The 16,944-nt window shown below is 70.0% G+C and carries 10 protein-coding genes and 1 pseudogene; 6 read left to right on the top strand and 5 right to left on the bottom strand.

Annotated elements, in window-relative coordinates; genetic code table 11:
• Positions 1-127 precede the first annotated feature (127 nt).
• On the top strand, positions 128-3,028 hold the full coding sequence (uvrA, locus tag HG543_RS39060; RefSeq protein WP_169350008.1) for an excinuclease ABC subunit UvrA: 2,901 nt from the start codon (positions 128-130) through the stop codon (positions 3,026-3,028).
• Positions 3,029-3,441: 413 nt separating this feature from the next.
• Positions 3,442-4,887, top strand: coding sequence for a POT family MFS transporter (locus HG543_RS39055; RefSeq protein WP_169350007.1), 1,446 nt, complete (start codon positions 3,442-3,444; stop codon positions 4,885-4,887).
• Positions 4,888-4,974: 87 nt separating this feature from the next.
• Here the strand turns inward: HG543_RS39055 and HG543_RS39050 are convergent, their stop codons facing one another.
• From HG543_RS39050 to HG543_RS39035, 4 genes are all read right to left on the bottom strand, one after another.
• Entirely contained in the window at positions 4,975-6,363 is a 1,389-nt protein-coding gene (locus HG543_RS39050; RefSeq protein ID WP_169350006.1) for a peptide MFS transporter, read from the bottom strand.
• A gap of 164 nt (positions 6,364-6,527) precedes the next feature.
• Positions 6,528-9,449, bottom strand: coding sequence for an ATP-binding protein (locus HG543_RS39045; RefSeq protein ID WP_169350005.1), 2,922 nt, complete (start codon positions 9,447-9,449; stop codon positions 6,528-6,530).
• Positions 9,446-10,234: a methyltransferase domain-containing protein gene (locus HG543_RS39040; RefSeq protein ID WP_169350004.1), complete on the bottom strand. Its 789-nt coding sequence runs from the start codon at positions 10,232-10,234 to the stop codon at positions 9,446-9,448. The genes HG543_RS39045 and HG543_RS39040 overlap by 4 nt, the downstream gene beginning before the upstream one ends.
• A complete protein-coding gene (locus HG543_RS39035; protein WP_169350003.1) occupies positions 10,231-12,639 on the bottom strand; it encodes a hypothetical protein in 2,409 nt (802 codons plus the stop codon). Before HG543_RS39035 ends, HG543_RS39040 begins: the two co-directional genes overlap by 4 nt.
• 353 nt (positions 12,640-12,992) lie before the next feature.
• Between HG543_RS39035 and nadA the strand changes: the two genes are divergently transcribed.
• From nadA to HG543_RS39020, 3 genes are all read left to right on the top strand, one after another.
• Positions 12,993-13,925: a quinolinate synthase NadA gene (gene nadA, locus HG543_RS39030; protein WP_169350002.1), complete on the top strand. Its 933-nt coding sequence runs from the start codon at positions 12,993-12,995 to the stop codon at positions 13,923-13,925.
• Between the two features lie 82 nt (positions 13,926-14,007).
• Positions 14,008-14,607 carry a hypothetical protein gene (locus HG543_RS39025; RefSeq protein WP_169350001.1) on the top strand — a complete coding sequence of 200 codons (600 nt, stop codon included), beginning with the start codon at positions 14,008-14,010 and terminating at the stop codon, positions 14,605-14,607.
• A gap of 129 nt (positions 14,608-14,736) precedes the next feature.
• Entirely contained in the window at positions 14,737-15,471 is a 735-nt protein-coding gene (locus HG543_RS39020; RefSeq protein ID WP_169350000.1) for a methyltransferase domain-containing protein, read from the top strand.
• On the opposite strand, the gene HG543_RS39015 is transcribed toward HG543_RS39020, so the two are convergent.
• A complete protein-coding gene (locus tag HG543_RS39015) occupies positions 15,464-15,874 on the bottom strand; it encodes a metallothionein (RefSeq protein ID WP_169349999.1) in 411 nt (136 codons plus the stop codon). The genes HG543_RS39020 and HG543_RS39015 overlap by 8 nt on opposite strands.
• A gap of 182 nt (positions 15,875-16,056) precedes the next feature.
• Between HG543_RS39015 and HG543_RS39010 the strand changes: the two are divergent.
• A pseudogene (locus HG543_RS39010) lies at positions 16,057-16,944 on the top strand (hypothetical protein); the annotation flags it as partial.

Genomic DNA, 16,944 nt, shown 5'->3' with positions numbered 1-16,944 from the left:
CGCCCGCCCGCTGACCGGCCGCGTGTGGGATGGCCACCGCAACCCGGTGGGTTCAGCAACATCTCCTCCAGCCGTGCGAGTTTCCCCGCACCGGAACACCCATTCAGTGGTAGATCGCCCGCCCATCATGTCCGAGCCCGACGTCATTTCCCTGAGAGGCGCCAAGGAGCACAACCTCAAGAACGTCTCCCTGGACATCCCCAAGAAAAAGCTCGTCGTCTTCACCGGCGTGTCCGGCTCCGGCAAGAGCTCGCTCGCCTTCGACACGCTCTACGCGGAGGGTCAGCGCCGCTACGTGGAGAGCCTCTCCGCCTATGCCCGGCAGTTCCTCGGGCAGATGGAGAAGCCGAAGTACGACACCATCCGCGGCCTGTCGCCGACCATCTCCATCGAGCAGAAGGCGGCCAGCAACAACCCGCGCTCCACCGTGGGCACCGTCACCGAGGTGCACGACTACCTGCGTGTGCTCTACGCCTCCATCGGCGTGCAGCACTGCCCCAACTGCGGCCGCAAGGTGGGCAAGCAGAGCGCGCAGCAGATTGTCGAGGAAATCCTCAAGGCCCCCGCGGGCACCAAGCTGCAGGTGCTGGCGCCGCTCGTCACCAACCGCAAGGGCGAGCACAAGGACCTGCTCGCCGAGGCGCAGAAGCGCGGCTTCTCCCGCGCCCGCATCGACGGCGTGCTCAAGAGCCTGGAGGAGCGCATCGAGCTGGACAAGAAGTCCAAGCACGACATCGCGCTCGTCATCGACCGGCTCGTGCTCAAGCCGGACCTCAAGACGCGCCTCACCGACTCGGTGGAGACGGCGCTGCGCGAGGGCAAGGGCACCCTCATCGTCACCGACGAGAAGGGCACCCTCGCCTCGGACCGCGTCATGTCCGAGCTGAACGCGTGCCCCACCTGCGGCCTGTCCTTCGGCGACCTGACGCCCGCGTCCTTCTCCTTCAACAACCCCCTGGGCATGTGCACCGACTGCAACGGCCTGGGCACCAAGCCAGAGATGGACCCGGACCTCATCGTCCCGGACCCGTCCCGCAGCATCCGCGACGGCGCCATCGAGCCGTGGGCCAGCGGCATGAATCGCGGCGAGGGCTGGACGGCGGACTTCGTGGAGAGCCTGTCCAAGGCGTTCAAGATCGACCTCGACGTGCCCTACGCGAAGCTGTCCAAGCGCGAGAAGGACACGCTGATGCACGGCGCGAGCGGCAAGAGCTTCACCGTCGAGTGGGGCGAGGGCGGCAAGTACAAGATGGAGTGGGAGGGCCTCGTCGAGCGCATGATGCGCAACTTCAAGACGACCACCTCCGAGGCGCGCCGGGCCGAGCTGCAGAAGTACTTCAGCGACAAGCCCTGCCCGTCCTGCAAGAGCGAGCGCCTGCGGCCCGAGAGCCGCGCGGTGAAGGTCCACGGGAAGACCATCGTCGACCTGAGCCGGCTCACCATCTCCGACGCGCTGCGCTTCCTGGGCGACATGGGGCTGAGCGCGCACGAGCGGAAGATCGCCACCGAGCTGCTGAAGGAGATTCGCAGCCGCCTGTCCTTCCTGGTGGACGTGGGCCTGGGCTACCTGATGCTGGACCGCACCGCGTCCACGCTGTCCGGCGGCGAGAGCCAGCGCATCCGGCTCGCGTCGCAGATGGGCAGCGAGCTGACGGGGGTCATCTACATCCTCGACGAGCCCTCCATCGGCCTGCACCAGCGCGACAACGGCAAGCTGCTGGCCACGCTCAAGCGCCTGCGGGATTTGGGCAACTCCGTCCTCGTGGTGGAGCACGACGAGGAGACGATGGAGGAGGCGGACTGGCTGGTGGACTTCGGGCCGGGCGCGGGCGAATTGGGCGGCCAGGTGGTGGCGCAGGGCACGCCGGCGCAGGTGATGGCCAACGAGGCCAGCGAGACGGGCGCGTACCTCTCCGGGCGCAAGGAGATTGAAATCCCGCAGAAGCGCCGCGCGCCGGACCCCAAGCGCAAGCTGGTCATCCAGGGGGCGCAGGAGAACAACCTGAGGAACGTGGACGCGGAGATTCCGCTCGGCGTCTTCACGGCGGTGACGGGCGTGTCCGGCGCGGGCAAGTCCACGCTCATCAACGAAATCCTCTACCCCGCCCTGGCGCGGCACCTCTACGAGAGCCGCGAGAGCCCCGGCAAACACAAGTCGATTCAGGGCTTCGAGCACCTGGACAAGGTCATCGACATCGACCAGCGCCCCATCGGCCGCACCCCGCGCAGCAACCCGGCCACGTACACCAAGCTGTTCGACAACATCCGCGACGTGTTCGCGATGACGCCCGAGGCGCGCGCCTTCGGCTACGGGCCGGGCCGCTTCAGCTTCAACATCAAGGGCGGCCGCTGCGAGGCGTGCGAGGGCGACGGCGTGAAGCTGGTGGAGATGCACTTCCTCGCGGACGTGTACGTGCCCTGCGAGGTGTGCGCCGGCAAGCGCTTCAACGAGGCCACCCTGCGCGTGCGCTACAAGGGGAAGAACATCGCCGAGGTGCTCGACATGAGCGTGCGCGAGGCGATGGAGCACTTCGGCGCGCACAAGGACATCATGCGCGTGCTGCAGACGCTGCATGACGTGGGCCTGAGCTACATCCGCCTGGGCCAGCCCTCCCCCACCCTGTCCGGCGGCGAGGCCCAGCGCATCAAGCTGGCGCGCGAGCTGGCGCGCGTGGCCACCGGCCGCACGCTCTACATCCTCGACGAGCCCACCACCGGCCTGCACTTCGAGGACATCCGCAAGCTACTCTCCGTGCTCAACCGGCTGGTGGAGGCCGGCAACAGCGTGCTCGTCATCGAGCACAACCTGGACGTCATCAAGAGCGCGGACTGGGTCATCGACCTCGGCCCCGAGGGCGGCGCGGGCGGCGGCAACATCCTCGCCACCGGCACGCCCGAGGAGGTCGCTCGCGTGAAGGGCAGCCACACCGGCCGCTACCTGGCGCACGTGCTCAACAAGTCGCGCCGCGCCCGGCTGGGACAGCGCGTGGACGGCCCGGCGCCCGGCCTCCAGGAAGCCACGGGCTGACGGCCTTTCACTTCAGGGCCCCGTGAAAATGGAGCGGGGGGCGGGGGTGCCTTCATTCACCCCCAACCCCCCGTCCACCTTGGAGGAAGGTTTCACGGGTGGGGTGTGGGCCAAGCAAAGAGCTGAGCCGCGAGTGTCATGATAGGGACATCTCAATCCCTGTCAAACGCGTGCTCATTGATTAAATTGTATCGTCAAACATGCATCTCCATCGGAATCCCCGACACAGACAGGCGGGAGAATTCCGGCGAGGGTGCGGCCCCGAGGGTGGCGGCGTGCCCCTCGGGCGGGCCTCGACGCGGCGCGTGACGCCTGCGTGACGGGTGGAGTCCGGGCAGGGCGTCCGGTAGGGTTCGGCTCTCGGTTTCTTGGAGCCAGCCCCCACCTTTCGCCACGAGGGAGCACCCCGTCGCATGGCAACGAGCGTTCCGGCGCAGAACAACAAGTTCCCGCCGCAAATCCCCTTCATCATCGGCAACGAGGCGTGTGAGCGCTTCAGCTTCTACGGCATGCGGAACATCCTCACGATGTTCCTCATCCAATACCTGCTGCTCGAGGCCGTCCCGGAGAAGGGGCTGCGGGAGGCGGAAGCCAAGAGCCTGATGCACACCTTCATGGCGGGCGTGTACTTCTTCCCGCTCATCGGTGGCTATCTCGCGGACCGCTTCTTCGGGAAGTACCGCATCATCCTCGGGCTGAGCTTGGTGTACTGCCTGGGCCACCTGTGCCTGGCGCTGTTCGAGGACAGCCGCAACGGCTTCTTCGCGGGCCTGGCGCTCATCGCCATTGGCAGCGGCGGCATCAAGCCGTGCGTGTCCGCCATGGTGGGGGACCAGTTCAACGAGTCCAACAGCCACCTGGTGAAGAAGGTCTTCGCCATCTTCTACTGGACCATCAACTTCGGCTCATTCTTCGCGTCGCTGTCCATCCCCCTCCTGCTGAAGCACTACGGCCCGTCGGTGGCGTTCGGCATCCCCGGGGTGCTGATGTTCATCGCGACCCTCATCTTCTGGGCGGGCCGCCACCGGTACGTCAAGGTGCCGCCCACCGGGGCCAATCCGCACTCGTTCCTCAAGGTGGTGGGCAGCGCGCTGCGCAACCGCGGCCAGGGCAAGAGCTGGCTGGACGGCGCGAAGCGCGAGCACCCGGAGGAGGCCGTGGACGGCGTCAGGGCGGTGTTCCGCATCAGCGGGCTGCTGCTGCCCTTCGTGCCCTTCTTCTGGATGCTGTTCGACCAGAAGGCGTCCACCTGGGTGGTGCAGGCGAGCGCCATGGACCCGCATGTCTTCGGCTTCGAGTTCCTGCCCAGCCAGATGCAGTCCATCAACCCGGCGCTGGTGATGGTGCTCATCCCGCTGCTGACGGCCGTCGTCTACCCGGCCTTCCAGCGCGGAGGCTGGGAGCTGACGCCGCTGCGGCGCATGCCGCTGGGCCTGGCCATTGGCGCGATGTCGTTCATCATCGCCGGCATCTTCCAGGTGCAGATGGAGGGTGGGGCCACGCTGAGCATCGGCTGGCAGTTCCTGCCGTACGTGGTGCTGACGCTGGCGGAAATCCTGGTGTCCACCACGGGCCTGGAGTTCGCGTACACGCAGGCGCCGCGCGAGATGAAGGGCACCATCCAGAGCGTGTGGCTCTTGACGACGACGCTGGCGAACGTGGCGGTGGCCATCGCCTCCAAGCTCAACGTCTTCTCCGGCTCGGGCCAGTTCTTCTTCTACGCGGGCTTCGCGCTGGTGGCGGCGGTGGGCATGGCCCTCGTCGCGCGCCGCTACGTGGTGCGCGACTACTACCAGACGTCCGCCCCCGTCCCCACCGAGGAGCGCACCGCGGCCGGGGTGACGGCGAAGACGGCGTAGCCACCGCGTCACCGCGGGAAAAGAAAAACGCCGGAGCCCCCACTCGGGTGCTCCGGCGTTCTCATTTCAGCAGCCGCGCGGCGGGCTTCAGGCCGTGGCCACCGAGCCGCCCTGCGTCTGGGTGGACGGCGCGGCGGGCTTCACCTCGTCGGTGCCGTGCATCATCCGCTTCAGCATGGGGGCCACGCCCAGGAGGATGACGCCGGCGATGCCGGTGCCGATGGTGATGTAGAGGAACACGTCGAACTCGCCCAGCTTCTCCGAGTAGCCGCCGATGACGCCGGACAGCTTGTTGGCCGCCGCGTTCGCCAGGAACCACACGCCCATCATCGCCGAGACGATGCGCGCGGGCGCCACCTTGGTCACCATGGACAGGCCCACGGGGGACAGGCACAGCTCGCCCATGGTGTGGAACAGGTAGGCCATGATGACCCACCACGCGGCCGCCTTGCCCGCCGCGGCGCTCTCGTCGGACGCGCCCAGCATGAAGAGGAAGCCGATGGACAGGAAGAGCAGGCCCAGGCCCATCTTCACCGGGATGCTCGGGTCCTTGCCGCGCGCGGCCAGCCAGCTCCACAGCCCCGCGAAGACGGGCGCCAGCATGACGATGAAGGCCGAGTTGAAGTTCTGGAACCAGGTGGTGGGCACCTCCCAGCCGAACATGCCGCGGTCCACCTTCTGGTCCGTGTAGAGGTTCATCAGGCCGCCGGCCTGCTCGAAGCCCGTCCAGAACGCGACGACGAACAGCGCGATGATGAAGATGACGACGATGCGGTCCACCTCCTCGCGGGTGAAGCCCTTCTTCTCGCCGCCGTCCTGCACGCGCTCGGCGTTGGCGGCAGGCTTCACCGGCGACAGGCCCACCGGGCCCAGCAGCTTCTTCTGCAGCGACAGGAAGGCCACGAGCCCCAGGAACATGCCCACGCCCGCGGCGCCGAAGCCCCAGTGCCAGCCCACCCGCTCACCCAGGGTGCCGCAGATGAAGTTGCCCAGCACCGCGCCCAGGTTGATGCCCATGTAGAAGATGGTGAAGGCGCTGTCGCGGCGGCCGTCACCGGGCGCGTACAGCCCGCCCACCATGGTGGAGATGTTCGGCTTGAAGAAGCCGTTGCCGATGATGAGGAAGCCCAGGCCCGCGTAGAACATGGCCACCGTGGGTAGGGCCAACAACAGGTGGCCGATCATCATCAGCGTGCCGCCCAGCACCACCGCCTTGCGCTGGCCGATGTACCGGTCCGCGATGAAGCCGCCGACGATGGGCGTCAGGTACACGAGGCCCGTGTACGTGCCGTACAGACTCAGCGCGTCGCTGGTGGACCAGCCAAAGCCACCGTTGATCTTGCTGGTGAGGAACAACACCAACAGGCCGCGCATGCCGTAATACGACATGCGCTCCCACATCTCGGTGAAGAACAGGAGGTAGAGCCCTCGCGGATGCCCCTTGGGGGCCTCGCTCGCGGCGATGGTGCCTTGCATGCCGTGGATTCCTTGAATGGAGGGGTGTAGCGGAAATGAAGCGTGACTGTAGCAGACACGCCGCTCATGCCCAGGAGGACACCTGAGCACATGAGGAATTCCCTACCCAATGGAGGGGGAGCCTCACTCCCGGTCCGGGCGGAGGCCGACCCACCGCTCCCGCCTCAGGCGAGCCGGCCGACGCGGTGCTCCGAGGTGCCGTCCCCCGAGGCCGGGGAGGCAGACACGGCCGGGGGCCGCAGCGGCAGGCGTACCTCCACCCGGGTGCCCTCCCCCGGGGTGCTCTCCAGGGAGATGCGGCCGCCATGACGCAGGATGATGCGCCGGCTGAGCGCGAGCCCCAGGCCGGTGCCCTCGCCCGCCGCACGGGTGGAGAAGAAGGGCTGGAACAGCCGCTCCATGTCCTCCTTGCGGATGCCCACGCCGTTGTCGGCAATCGTGACGATGGCCTCGTCGCCCTGGCACACGGTGGCCACCTTCACCACGCCGCGCTCGCCCACCGCCTTGAGGGCGTTGTCGAGGAGGTTGAGCCACACCTGGTTGAGGGTGCCGGGGTCGCCCAGCAGCATCTCGTTGCACTGGTAGGCGCGCTCCACCGTGACGCCGGAGGGGACCTTCCAGGCGAGCACGCTGAGCGTGGAGTCCAGCGAGGCGTCCAGGGACAGCGCCACCGGGGTGTCGCTGGTGCGGGTGAAGGACAGCAGGGACTCGGCGAGGTGGCGGATGCGCACGCCGCACTCCTCCACCACCTCCAGCATGGCCTTGCCCAGCTCCGCGTCCGACGCGCCGGTGGCCAGCATGTCCTTCAGCGGCTGCAGCGCGTTCATCAGCCCGTTGAGCGGGTTGCGCACCTCGTGCGCGAAGCCGGAGGTGAGCAGGCCGATGGCCGCCAGCCGCTCGTTCTCCGCGGCGCGCACCGCCGCCTCGCGCAGCCGCAGCTGCGTCTCGATTCGCGCCAGCAGCTCGCGCGGGCTGAAGGGCTTGCCCAGGTAGTCGTTGGCGCCGGTGCCCAGGGCCTCCACCTTGGCGGACACCTCCTGGCGCGCGGTGAGCAGGATGATGGGGACGTCCACCGTGCGCGAGTCCGCGCGCAGCGCCTCCAGCATCTGCAGGCCGGACATCACCGGCATCATGACGTCCGAGACGATGAGGTGCGGCCGCTCCGTCAGCGCGCGCTGCCGTCCCTCCTCGCCGTTGACGGCCTCCAGCACTTGATAGCTCTGCGCCAGGAGCCCCGCGATGAAGCGGCGGATTTCGGCGTCGTCCTCCACCACCAGCACGCGCGGCGCATCCGGGGTGGGGCCGGCATGGTCCCTCGCGGGCGCGGACGAGGAGACGGTGCCGGCGGGGCCGCCCGTCTCCAGCGCGGGGAAGGCGCCCGAGGTGCGGCGCTCGCGGCGCACCGGCAGCACCAGCGTGTCCTGGCGGCGGCGCTCGCGTATCTCCTCGCGGATGTGCGCGGTGCCCTTGGGCAGGCGGACACGGAAGGTGGAGCCCTTGCCCAGCTCGCTCGCCACGGAGATGCCGCCCAGGTGCAGCTCCAGCGTCTCCTTCACCAGCGCCAGGCCGATGCCGGTGCCGCCGAAGCGCCGGGTGCCGCTGTTGTCCGCCTGGGCGAAGCGGTCGAAGATGACGGCCACGTCCTGCGGGGCGATGCCCGGGCCGGTGTCCTCCACCTCCACGTGCACGTCGGTGGCGTCCTCGTACACGCGCACCGTCACCCCGCCCTTCTGGGTGAACTTCAGCGCGTTGGACAGCAGGTTCTGGAAGACGACGTCGATGCGCTCGTGGTCCACCTGGACGGGCGTCACCTCGGCGCCCTCCAGCTTGAGCCACACGCCCTGCCGCTCCGCCATGGTGAAGAAGGGCGGCAGCACGGTGCTCAGGAAGCCGTGCAGCTCCAGCGGCTGGTAGCGCAGCCGCGCCTTGCCGGACTCCAGCTGCGCCAGGTCCAAGAGGTGGTTGATGAGGCGCAACAGGCGCGTGGCGCTGCGCTCCATGGTGGACAGGTGCTGCTCCACCACCGGCGGCAGCGACTCCACGCGCTTCTGGAGGGACTCCAGCGTCAGCAGGATGAGCGTGAGCGGCGTGCGCAGCTCGTGGCTGACGTTGTCGAAGAACTCGCTCTTGAGCCGGTCCAGCTCCTTCTGCCGGGAGAGGGCCTGCTCTAGCTTGGCGTTGGCCTCGGACAGGGCCTGGGTGCGCTCGGCGACGCGGTCCTCCAGGGCCACGTTGGCGCGGAAGATTTCCTCGTTGCGCCGCTGCAAATCCTCCAGCGAGGTGCGCAGGCCCTGGTGCTGCTCGGACAACTGCGCGTCCTTGCGGCGCAGCGCCAGGCGCGTGTCCAGCCACGCCCCGACGGCGACGCCCGCGGCGCCCAGCGACACCGCCGCGAAGACGGGCGGCGCCCAATCCAGCGTGGAGGACACCAGGCCCGCCAGCATCCCCACCACGCCGCCGGTGAAGAAGCGCCACGCCAGGGGCGGCAGGTTCTGCCAGTGGCACTCGTACTCGCAGCAGGGCGCGCCCTCCACCTGGCACTGCAGCTCCTTCACCTCGGCGAGCGGCAGGTTCCAGACGGTGGGGAAGGCGGACAGGTTGGCCATCCGCGCGCGGCAGAGGTTGCGGTTGCTCTCGCGGATGCGGCTGAAGTACTGCACCTTCACCCACGAGTCGCTGATTTGGAGGATGCGGAAGCCGCCCACGCGGTTGTACGTGTGGTCCAGCTCCAGCGCGCGCTCGTAGACGCTGCGCGGGGTGGCCGTGGCCCGCATCATGTAGAAGAGGAAGCCCACCGCCTCCGGGCTGGCGATGCGGCGGCCCGCCTTGGTGATGAAGTCCGGGTCCCCCGAGTCGCGGTCGAGCACCTCGAAGAGGCGCTCGGTGAAGTGCATGGAGACGAAGTTGGTGAGCGTCTCCACGTACTCCAGCGACAGGGGCAGTCCCTCGCGGCGCCAGACGCGCTCCAGCCGCGCACGCCCGTACGTCCGCTCGTAATGCAGCAGCAGGGCGCGGAGCATCCTGACGCTGATTTCGGGCGTGTCGGGGGATGGCGGCGCGGGGGACTGGGCCGCGGGGACGGTCAACGCTTCACTCCTTCCGTGGTCAACACCATCGCATACTTGAGGGTGTCGGGGTCATCCAGGAGGGCCAGGAAGCGCTGGCAGAAGGTGTCGTAGGGCTCCGCTCCCCCGAAGGCCCGTTCCGCCAGCGGGCGCAGGGTGCGGAAGCGGATGACCCAGTCCTCCCGGAGCCGCGCGTCCGCCGGCCCCGCCGCCACGTAGAAGGGAGACAGGTGGACGCGGATGTCCGCCAGCCCCACCTTCCGGAAGAGGTGGAACATCTTCCGGCCGGCGTGGAGGTCGAACCGGGCGTCGCGCAGGGCCTGCAGCAGCTTCTGGCTCTCCTGCTGGAGGTCCTCCGGGAAGGGCCAGTTCCACAGCCCCACCCCGTCGATGTCCGCCACCACCACCCGGCCGCCGGGCCGCGTCACCCGCACCAGCTCCTCCAGGGCGGGAAGCGGCTCGGCGAGGTACTCGAAGACGTACTGGCACCAGACGTAGTCGAAGGTGTCCGAAGGCAGCCGGGTGTCCGGCAGCGCGCCCTGGCGGAGCTCCACGTTGGGGCGCCCCTCCAGCAGCGCGCGGGCCGCGGCCAGGTGCTCGGCGAGCGGCTCGATGGCCACCACCCGCCCCCCGGGCCCCACGAGGTCGAGCATCTGCGCGGTGATGATGCCCGGGCCACAGCCCGCGTCGAGCGCCACCTGGCCGGGCCCCAGGCCCGTCAGCCGCAGCCGGTCCGTATAGGAGCTGGCGCTCGCCTGCGCCTGCAGGCGCCGCACCTCCTCGTCCGACTGCATGAAGTAGGTCATGCCGCGATGTCCTTGTCGTCCAGCTTGGGCGTGCCGCGGGGGTTGGCGGCCAGCCGCTCGAAGACGGCGAGCAGGTAGGCGTTCCAGTCGCGCACCAGCCGGCGGTGGGCGGTGAACTCCATCACCTTGCCGAGGTTGTGGAAGCCCAGCCCTTCCAGCGCGGGCAGGTCCCCGTCCTGGGCGAGGCACTCGGCGGTGGTGCGGCCGCGCCGGGCCGAGTCCGCCACCGCGTGGGTGATGAGGGCGCGGCGCACCGCGTCCGCCTCCTGGGCGTCCTGCTCCACCATGACGAGCGAGAAGGCGTTGTACCACTCGGCCCAGAACAGGCCCGGGGAGGAGTCCTCCATGAGGACGAAGCCCTTGGGGCCGTGGCTCCCCTCCACCAGGGCGATGGAGCGGCCGCGCCGCAGGCCCGCGCCCGCGTAGCGGCCTCCCAGGCCTCCCAGCCCCATCTCCCCTTCCACCAGGTCCGAGCTGCGCAGCCGCACCACGTCCTGCGTCTCGCGCAGGTACTGCTCCAGCCAGCGCAGGTCGGCCGACTCCGCCGGGCGCACGCGCAAATCCTCGCGCGGGGGCGGCAGCGCGGCGTCCACCGGGAGCCGGCAGGGGGTGAAGGCGTGCAGGCAGCTGAGGCCCGGGCGCTCCAGGCGGCTGGCGATGGCGCCGTAGATGCGCGACGTCCACCGGTTGCGGCAGCGCCAGAGGGCGCGCAGGTACTCCACGTCCTCCAGGCTCTCCGCGTAGTCGGCCGCGAGCGCGACGAGCTCCTGGGAGATGGACTCGTGGCGGTGGTAGCCCGGCCGCACCACCAGGTGCTGGGACAGCCAGGTGCGCGAGTAGATGCGCAGGCCGGAGATGTGGCCATAGAGGCGGCCCTCGCGCTGGTAGACGATGGTCTTCGACAGGCCGTGCGAGCCGTTGCCCAGCATGCGGTGGCTGGCCAGCAGCGCCTCCTGCGGCGGGCCGTCATGGTACGGGTAGTCCGGGAAGCGCACCTCGGCGGCGCGGAACAAGTCCCAGATGTCCGGGAAGGCCAGCTCCGAGCCGTCGCGCGCGTCCGGGCAGCGGGCCTTGATGAAGGCGTCGAGGATGGCGGTGCGCGCCTCGGGGGCCAGCTCCAGCATGCGCACGCCGCAGCGGCGGGGGCGGCTCATGCTGCTGCCCTCGTCGGTGAGCTGCCCGGTGTCCTGCACCTGGGCGCGGCAGCGCGAGCGCGTGCCGTCCGGCAGGTGCAGCGTCACCTCGTCGAGGATGAGCCCGGGCGGGAAGACCTCGCGGCTGGCGTCGAAGGGGAACGCGAAGCCGCCGGTGTGCAGGTCCAACATCGGGCGGTACAGCGGCTCGCCGGTGAAGGGCGATTCGAAGGACACGGCGAAGGGCCGCTCCGCGGTGGAGCGGAAGCGCAGGCTGTTGCGGCGGTGGTGCAGGCTCAGGGAGCGCGGCAGGGCCACTTCCACGTGGTGCTCCCCCACGTCGAGGACGGCCGTGGTGCCCACGTGGCACACGCCGCCGAAGTCCAGGCACAGCTGCACCACGTCCCCGGGGTGGAAGAGCTGGCCGGGGCGCGACTGCTCGCGCAGCACCAGCCGCGAGGCCTCCGGGTGCACCTCCGCCCGGGAGAAGTCCACCAGCCGGTTGCCCTCGTGGGTGCGCAGGCCGAAGCCCACGCCCGCGCGCACGGCGCGGCGCATCAAGCCGCGGATGCGCACCGCGTCCTGCAGCAGCGGCGCGGGGCTGGAGCGCGCGTGCTCCACGGGGCGCTCCAGGGACACGCCCAGGTGGAAGCCGCCGCCGTCCTGCGCGCGCAGGGGCCGCACCATGCGCACCGTGGCGTGGCCGGCGCGCAGCACCAGCGCGTCCCCGCGGTAGACCTGGAGGCCCTCCAGCTCCGTGCCGGGCGTCAGCCGCTCGATGCGCACGCTGGGCTCCAGGCGCAGGCCGAGCCCACCGGTGCCCACGTCCAGCAGGGCCGCGCGGAAGGCGGTGCCATCCGCCACGAAGCGCGCCTCCAGGGCGCCCTGCGGCGTGCGGCGCTCGGACTCGCGCAGCTCCAGGAGCTCCAGCACCGCGCGCCGCAGCGCCGGGGTGGGCTCGTCATCCAGGGTGAAGAACATGTGTCCGGCCGCCGCCACATCCACCAGGCTGTGGTGCGTGCGGACGTTGTCGCGTGGGCAGAGGACGGCGCGGATGGCACGAGGCGCATAGCGCTCCAGGTCCTTCAACAGTCGGGAGAAGGACTCGGGGTGCGTGAGCACCAGCACGGGTGTCGTCCGGGTCAGGAATTCGACCGCTTCCTGGCGGTTGGCGGCCTCGAGTATGTCGTAGCCCGCCAGCACGGCCCGAAGCTTCATACGACGCTCCGCTTCCGGGTGCACGACCAGCACTGCGCGCGTCGTCACGGCCATATGTCCTCCTCCACCGGGCATCTGAACTGTCCTCGGAAACACGACCTCGCAGGTTCAGGAGGTGGGGATTGTTCGCTGCGGCGCCATCGGCTTGCCGACGGAGCCCGTCTCCCGTCTCCCTGGTTCCGAAAGCCCCAGTCGTCATGGGCCCGCAGCCCATGTGTCGTGTCCGGCTCAGGCCTTCATCTTACCGGACCTGTCAGGGAAGGGAGTGCCCTGCATGAGGACAGGGCGGATGTTCGATAAGGCCCGGCAGCCCGGGACTCGGCCGCCCGTTCGCAGGACGGTGGGGTAAACCGCACCCTGGCCGACCATCCAAGTCCCGGTTAAATGTTGGGCCTTAAGGAGGTGCCATGGGCACCGAGGTGGATTACGCGAGGGAAATCCAGGAGCTCAAGCGCTCCATGAACGCGGTCATCCTGGCGCACTACTACCAGGAGAGCGAGGTCCAGGACCTCGCGGACTTCGTCGGGGACAGCCTGGCGCTGGCGCAGGCGGCGGCGACGACGAAGGCGGACGTCATCGTCTTCTGCGGTGTGCACTTCATGGCGGAGACGGCCAAGATTCTGAACCCCACGCGGCAGGTGCTGCTGCCAGACCTGAAGGCGGGCTGCTCGCTGTCGGACCGGTGTCCGCCGACGGCCTTCAAGGCCTTCAAGGAGAAGCACCCGGGGACGTTCGTGGTGAGCTACGTGAACAGCTCCGCCGCGGTGAAGGCGATGAGCGACGTCATCGTCACGTCGTCCAACGCGGTGAAGATCGTCAACCAGGTGCCGAAGGACCGGCAGATTCTCTTCGCGCCGGACCAGCACCTGGGGCGCTACGTGATGAAACAGACCGGTCGCGACATGGTGCTGTGGCCGGGCAGCTGCATCGTCCACGAAATCTTCAGCGAGAAGAAGCTGGTGCAGCTGAAGGTGGAGCACCCGGAAGCAGAGGTGGTGGCGCATCCGGAGTGCGAGGCGGCGGTGCTGCGTCACGCGGACTTCATCGGGTCCACCAAGGCGCTCCTGGACTACGTGCTGAAGAGCCCCAAGGAGAAGTTCATCGTGGTGACGGAGGCGGGCATCCTCCACCAGATGAAGAAGGGCGCGCCGCAGAAGACGTTCATCCCCGCCCCTCCGGACAATGGCTGCGCGTGCAACGAGTGCCCCTACATGCGGCTCAACACGCTGGAGAAGCTCTGGCGGTGCATGAAGGACCGGAAGCCGGAGCTGGTGATGCCGGAAGATTTGAGGGAGGCGGCCCGGGCGCCACTGCAGCGCATGCTGGAGTGGTCGGCGTAGGGGCGGGCGAGGTAAATCCCGGCAGCGGACAATTGGCAACTCGCGCCTTGCACGAGAACGTGCGGGGTGCAATGGAGCAGGTGTGGCCTTCCGATTCCTCGCAGTCCCCGCGCACCGGCTGGTGAACTTCCCCCAATCGCTGCCGGACGATGAGCGCCTCGAGCCGGAGCTGCCTCCGGTGCACGAGGCCGTGGAGCGCGCCCTGACCGGCGCCGAGTTCCGCGACGTACGCGCCCGAGACAGGCTGCGCGCCCTCCTGCACGGGGACCGTCCCCCGACGTTGGGCGCCCCCGAGGCGGGCTTCGGCCCCTCCGCCGTCTTCGCCCAGCCGCCCCAGGACCTGCCGGCCCTGCTGCGGCTGGCGGACGAGCTGGAGAACCTGGCCCGCCGCGAGGCGGGCGAGCGCGCCCTGGTGTGGAAGTGTGGCGACTGCGGGGCCCGCTACGCGGTGCCCGTGGCGCTGGTGCGTCAGGTGTCCATCCGCTGCGAGCGCTGCGGCAGTCCGGTGGAGCTCAACGCGACGCGCAGCCTCGGCGAGGAGGCCCTCATCGACCCCTTCCTGGGCGCGGTGAACCACAGCCGGCGCGAGCTGGCGGCCTTCTTCCGCGAGGCCATGGCGCGCGGCTGGCCGGTGCTGGTGGCCGAGGACAAGCGCGTCACGCGCCCCACCCCGTCCGCCTGAGGCGAAAGCCATTCTCCCGTGGGGCCCAGGGGCGCTAGCCTCGAAGGCCCCATGCGGCGCGCGCTCGTTCCCCTTCTCAGGTGTCCCCGGTGCCGTCGTGGCGGCCTCCAGCCGGAGGCGGACGCCCCGGTGCTCCTCTTTGGTCCGCTGCGTTGCGGCGAGTGCCGCGCCACCTTCCCCGTGGCCGAGGGCGTGGCGGACCTCACGGTGGAGCACACCGGCGCGGGGGCCATGCAGCGCGGCATGGAGCAGCGCTGGGTGGCGCGCTCCTACGAGCGCTACGTGCGCCCGGTGATGGAGCGCACCCTCTCCGGCCAGCGGATGGACCGCGACAGCGAGTACCTCCTCTACCGGAGCCTGCTGGGCCGGCCGGAGGCGACGGTGCTGGACGTGGGCTGCGGCACGGGGCTGGTGGCGCGGAGGCTGGCGCGCGAGCCGGACTTCCCCCCGGTGGCGGGGCTGGACGTGTCCCGCGCCATGCTGGAGGAGGGCGTGGCCCAGGCCCGCGAGGCCGGGGCGACGGTGGACTTCCTGCGCGCCGAGGCGCCCCACCTGCCCTTCCAGGACGGCACGCTGGGGGCGGTGTTGATGGCCGGCTCGCTCCACTTCGTGGCGGACCTGGGCCGGATGATGCTGGAGGTGGCGCGCGTGCTGCGCCCCGGCGGCCGCTGGGTGGCCAGCACCTACGTGCCCCCGGGCGCGCCCGCGGCGCTCGTCCACCGGAGACTGGGCCTGCACCCGCGCGGCGAGGAGGTGCTGCGCCGGGAGGCCGCCGCGGTGGGCCTGGTGCGCTTCGAGCGCGTGGCCCTGCCGCCCCTGCTGGTGGTGAAGGCGGAGAAGGGCTCCGCCACCACGCCTAGATGAAGATGCCGGCGGAGGCGTCGTAGCGCGCCTCCTCGAGCTTCAGCTCGGCGGGACGGCCGCGCAGCGTCTCCATCACCTCGCGATGGGACTTGCGGCACTTGGAGCAATCGCAAGAGCCCTTCTTGCAGGTGCAGTCCGCCTTGCTGCCGCACTGGCACTTGCCGGCCATGAGCGAGTCCAGCGCGTCCAGGGGACGCTCCACCTCGCCGCGCTGCGAGGCCTTGGGGTCCGCCCGCGGGGCCTTGTCGGCGTCCTTCGTGGAAGGCTCGGCCTTCTTCGCGTCGGCCTTGGGGGCCTCGGCGGCGGCGCGCGCATGGGCCTCACAGGCGTGCGCCGCACCCGGCGCCAGCAGCAACCCGCCGGCCATCAGCCCCGCGGCCACCATCGTCGCGATGCGTGTCATGTCCGCTCTCCTTCGGGATACCGCCACGGCACCCGCTCTCGCCGTGCGCCTATACCCCAGCCCCCGCCCCCTGCCAAGGACGAGGGCCGTACCTTTGTCTACCCGTCTACCGAGCATGGGCCGGTCCGGCCGCACGCCCTGCTCGCGGGCGCGGGAGGCGGCGCGTACAGTCCGCGCCCTCCGTGACGAACCGAACCGCACGCCTCGTCTACGCCGCCGCGCTGGTGCTGGGCGCGCTGCCCCTGTGGGCCTCGCGCTACCTGCCCATGGCGGACCTGCCGCAGCACCTGTACCTCATCTCCGTCCTGCACCGGCTGGACGACCCGACGACGCTGTACCCGCAGGTGTTCGCCGCGCGGCACGCGCTGACGCCGTACCTGGGCTACTACTACCTCGTCAGCGCGCTCAACTGGCTGCTCCCCCTGGAGATGGCCAACCGCGTCTTCCTCACGGCCTACGTCGTCGGGCTGCCGCTGGGGCTGGGCTTCCTGCTGAAGAGCCTGGGCCGGCCGGTGTGGCCGTCGCTGCTGGCGCTGCCCTTCGCGTATGGCGACAGCTTCGGCTGGGGGTTCGTCAACTACTGCGCGGCGCTGCCGCTGACGCTCCTGTGCGGCGGCCTCTTCGTGCGCGCGCTGGAGGACGTGCCCCGCCGCCGCGCGTGGGCCTCGGGGCTGGCGGTGTGTCTGGTGGGGGTGCTGCTCTTCCACGTGCAGGCCTTCGGCTTCCTCGCCTTCGGGCTGCCGTGGCTGCTCGTCACCACGGCGGTGCCGGAGGATGGCGCGGCGCGGGGGCTGGTGGCGCGGCTGCGGCCCCGGGTGCCGGCGCTGTTGGGCGTGGTGCCCGGCGTGGCGCTCTTCCTCGGGTGGGTGGTGCTGCGCTTCGGCGAGCCGCCGGACATCCAGCCCGGGGCGCCGTGGAAGGCGTGGGGGCCCACCTTCTCTCCGCAGAACCTGGCGTGGAAGAGCTTCGAGCAGAACCAGGCCGAGTTCTTCCATGTGCTGGCGAATACCTTCCGGGATGGTTCGGACCGGTGGGGGATGTACGCGGTGGGCGCGGTGGCGGTGGCCGGG

It is taken from the genome of Pyxidicoccus fallax, assembly GCF_012933655.1.
Lineage (GTDB): Bacteria > Myxococcota > Myxococcia > Myxococcales > Myxococcaceae > Myxococcus > Myxococcus fallax.
This window is presented reverse-complemented; position numbering and strand designations above follow the sequence as displayed.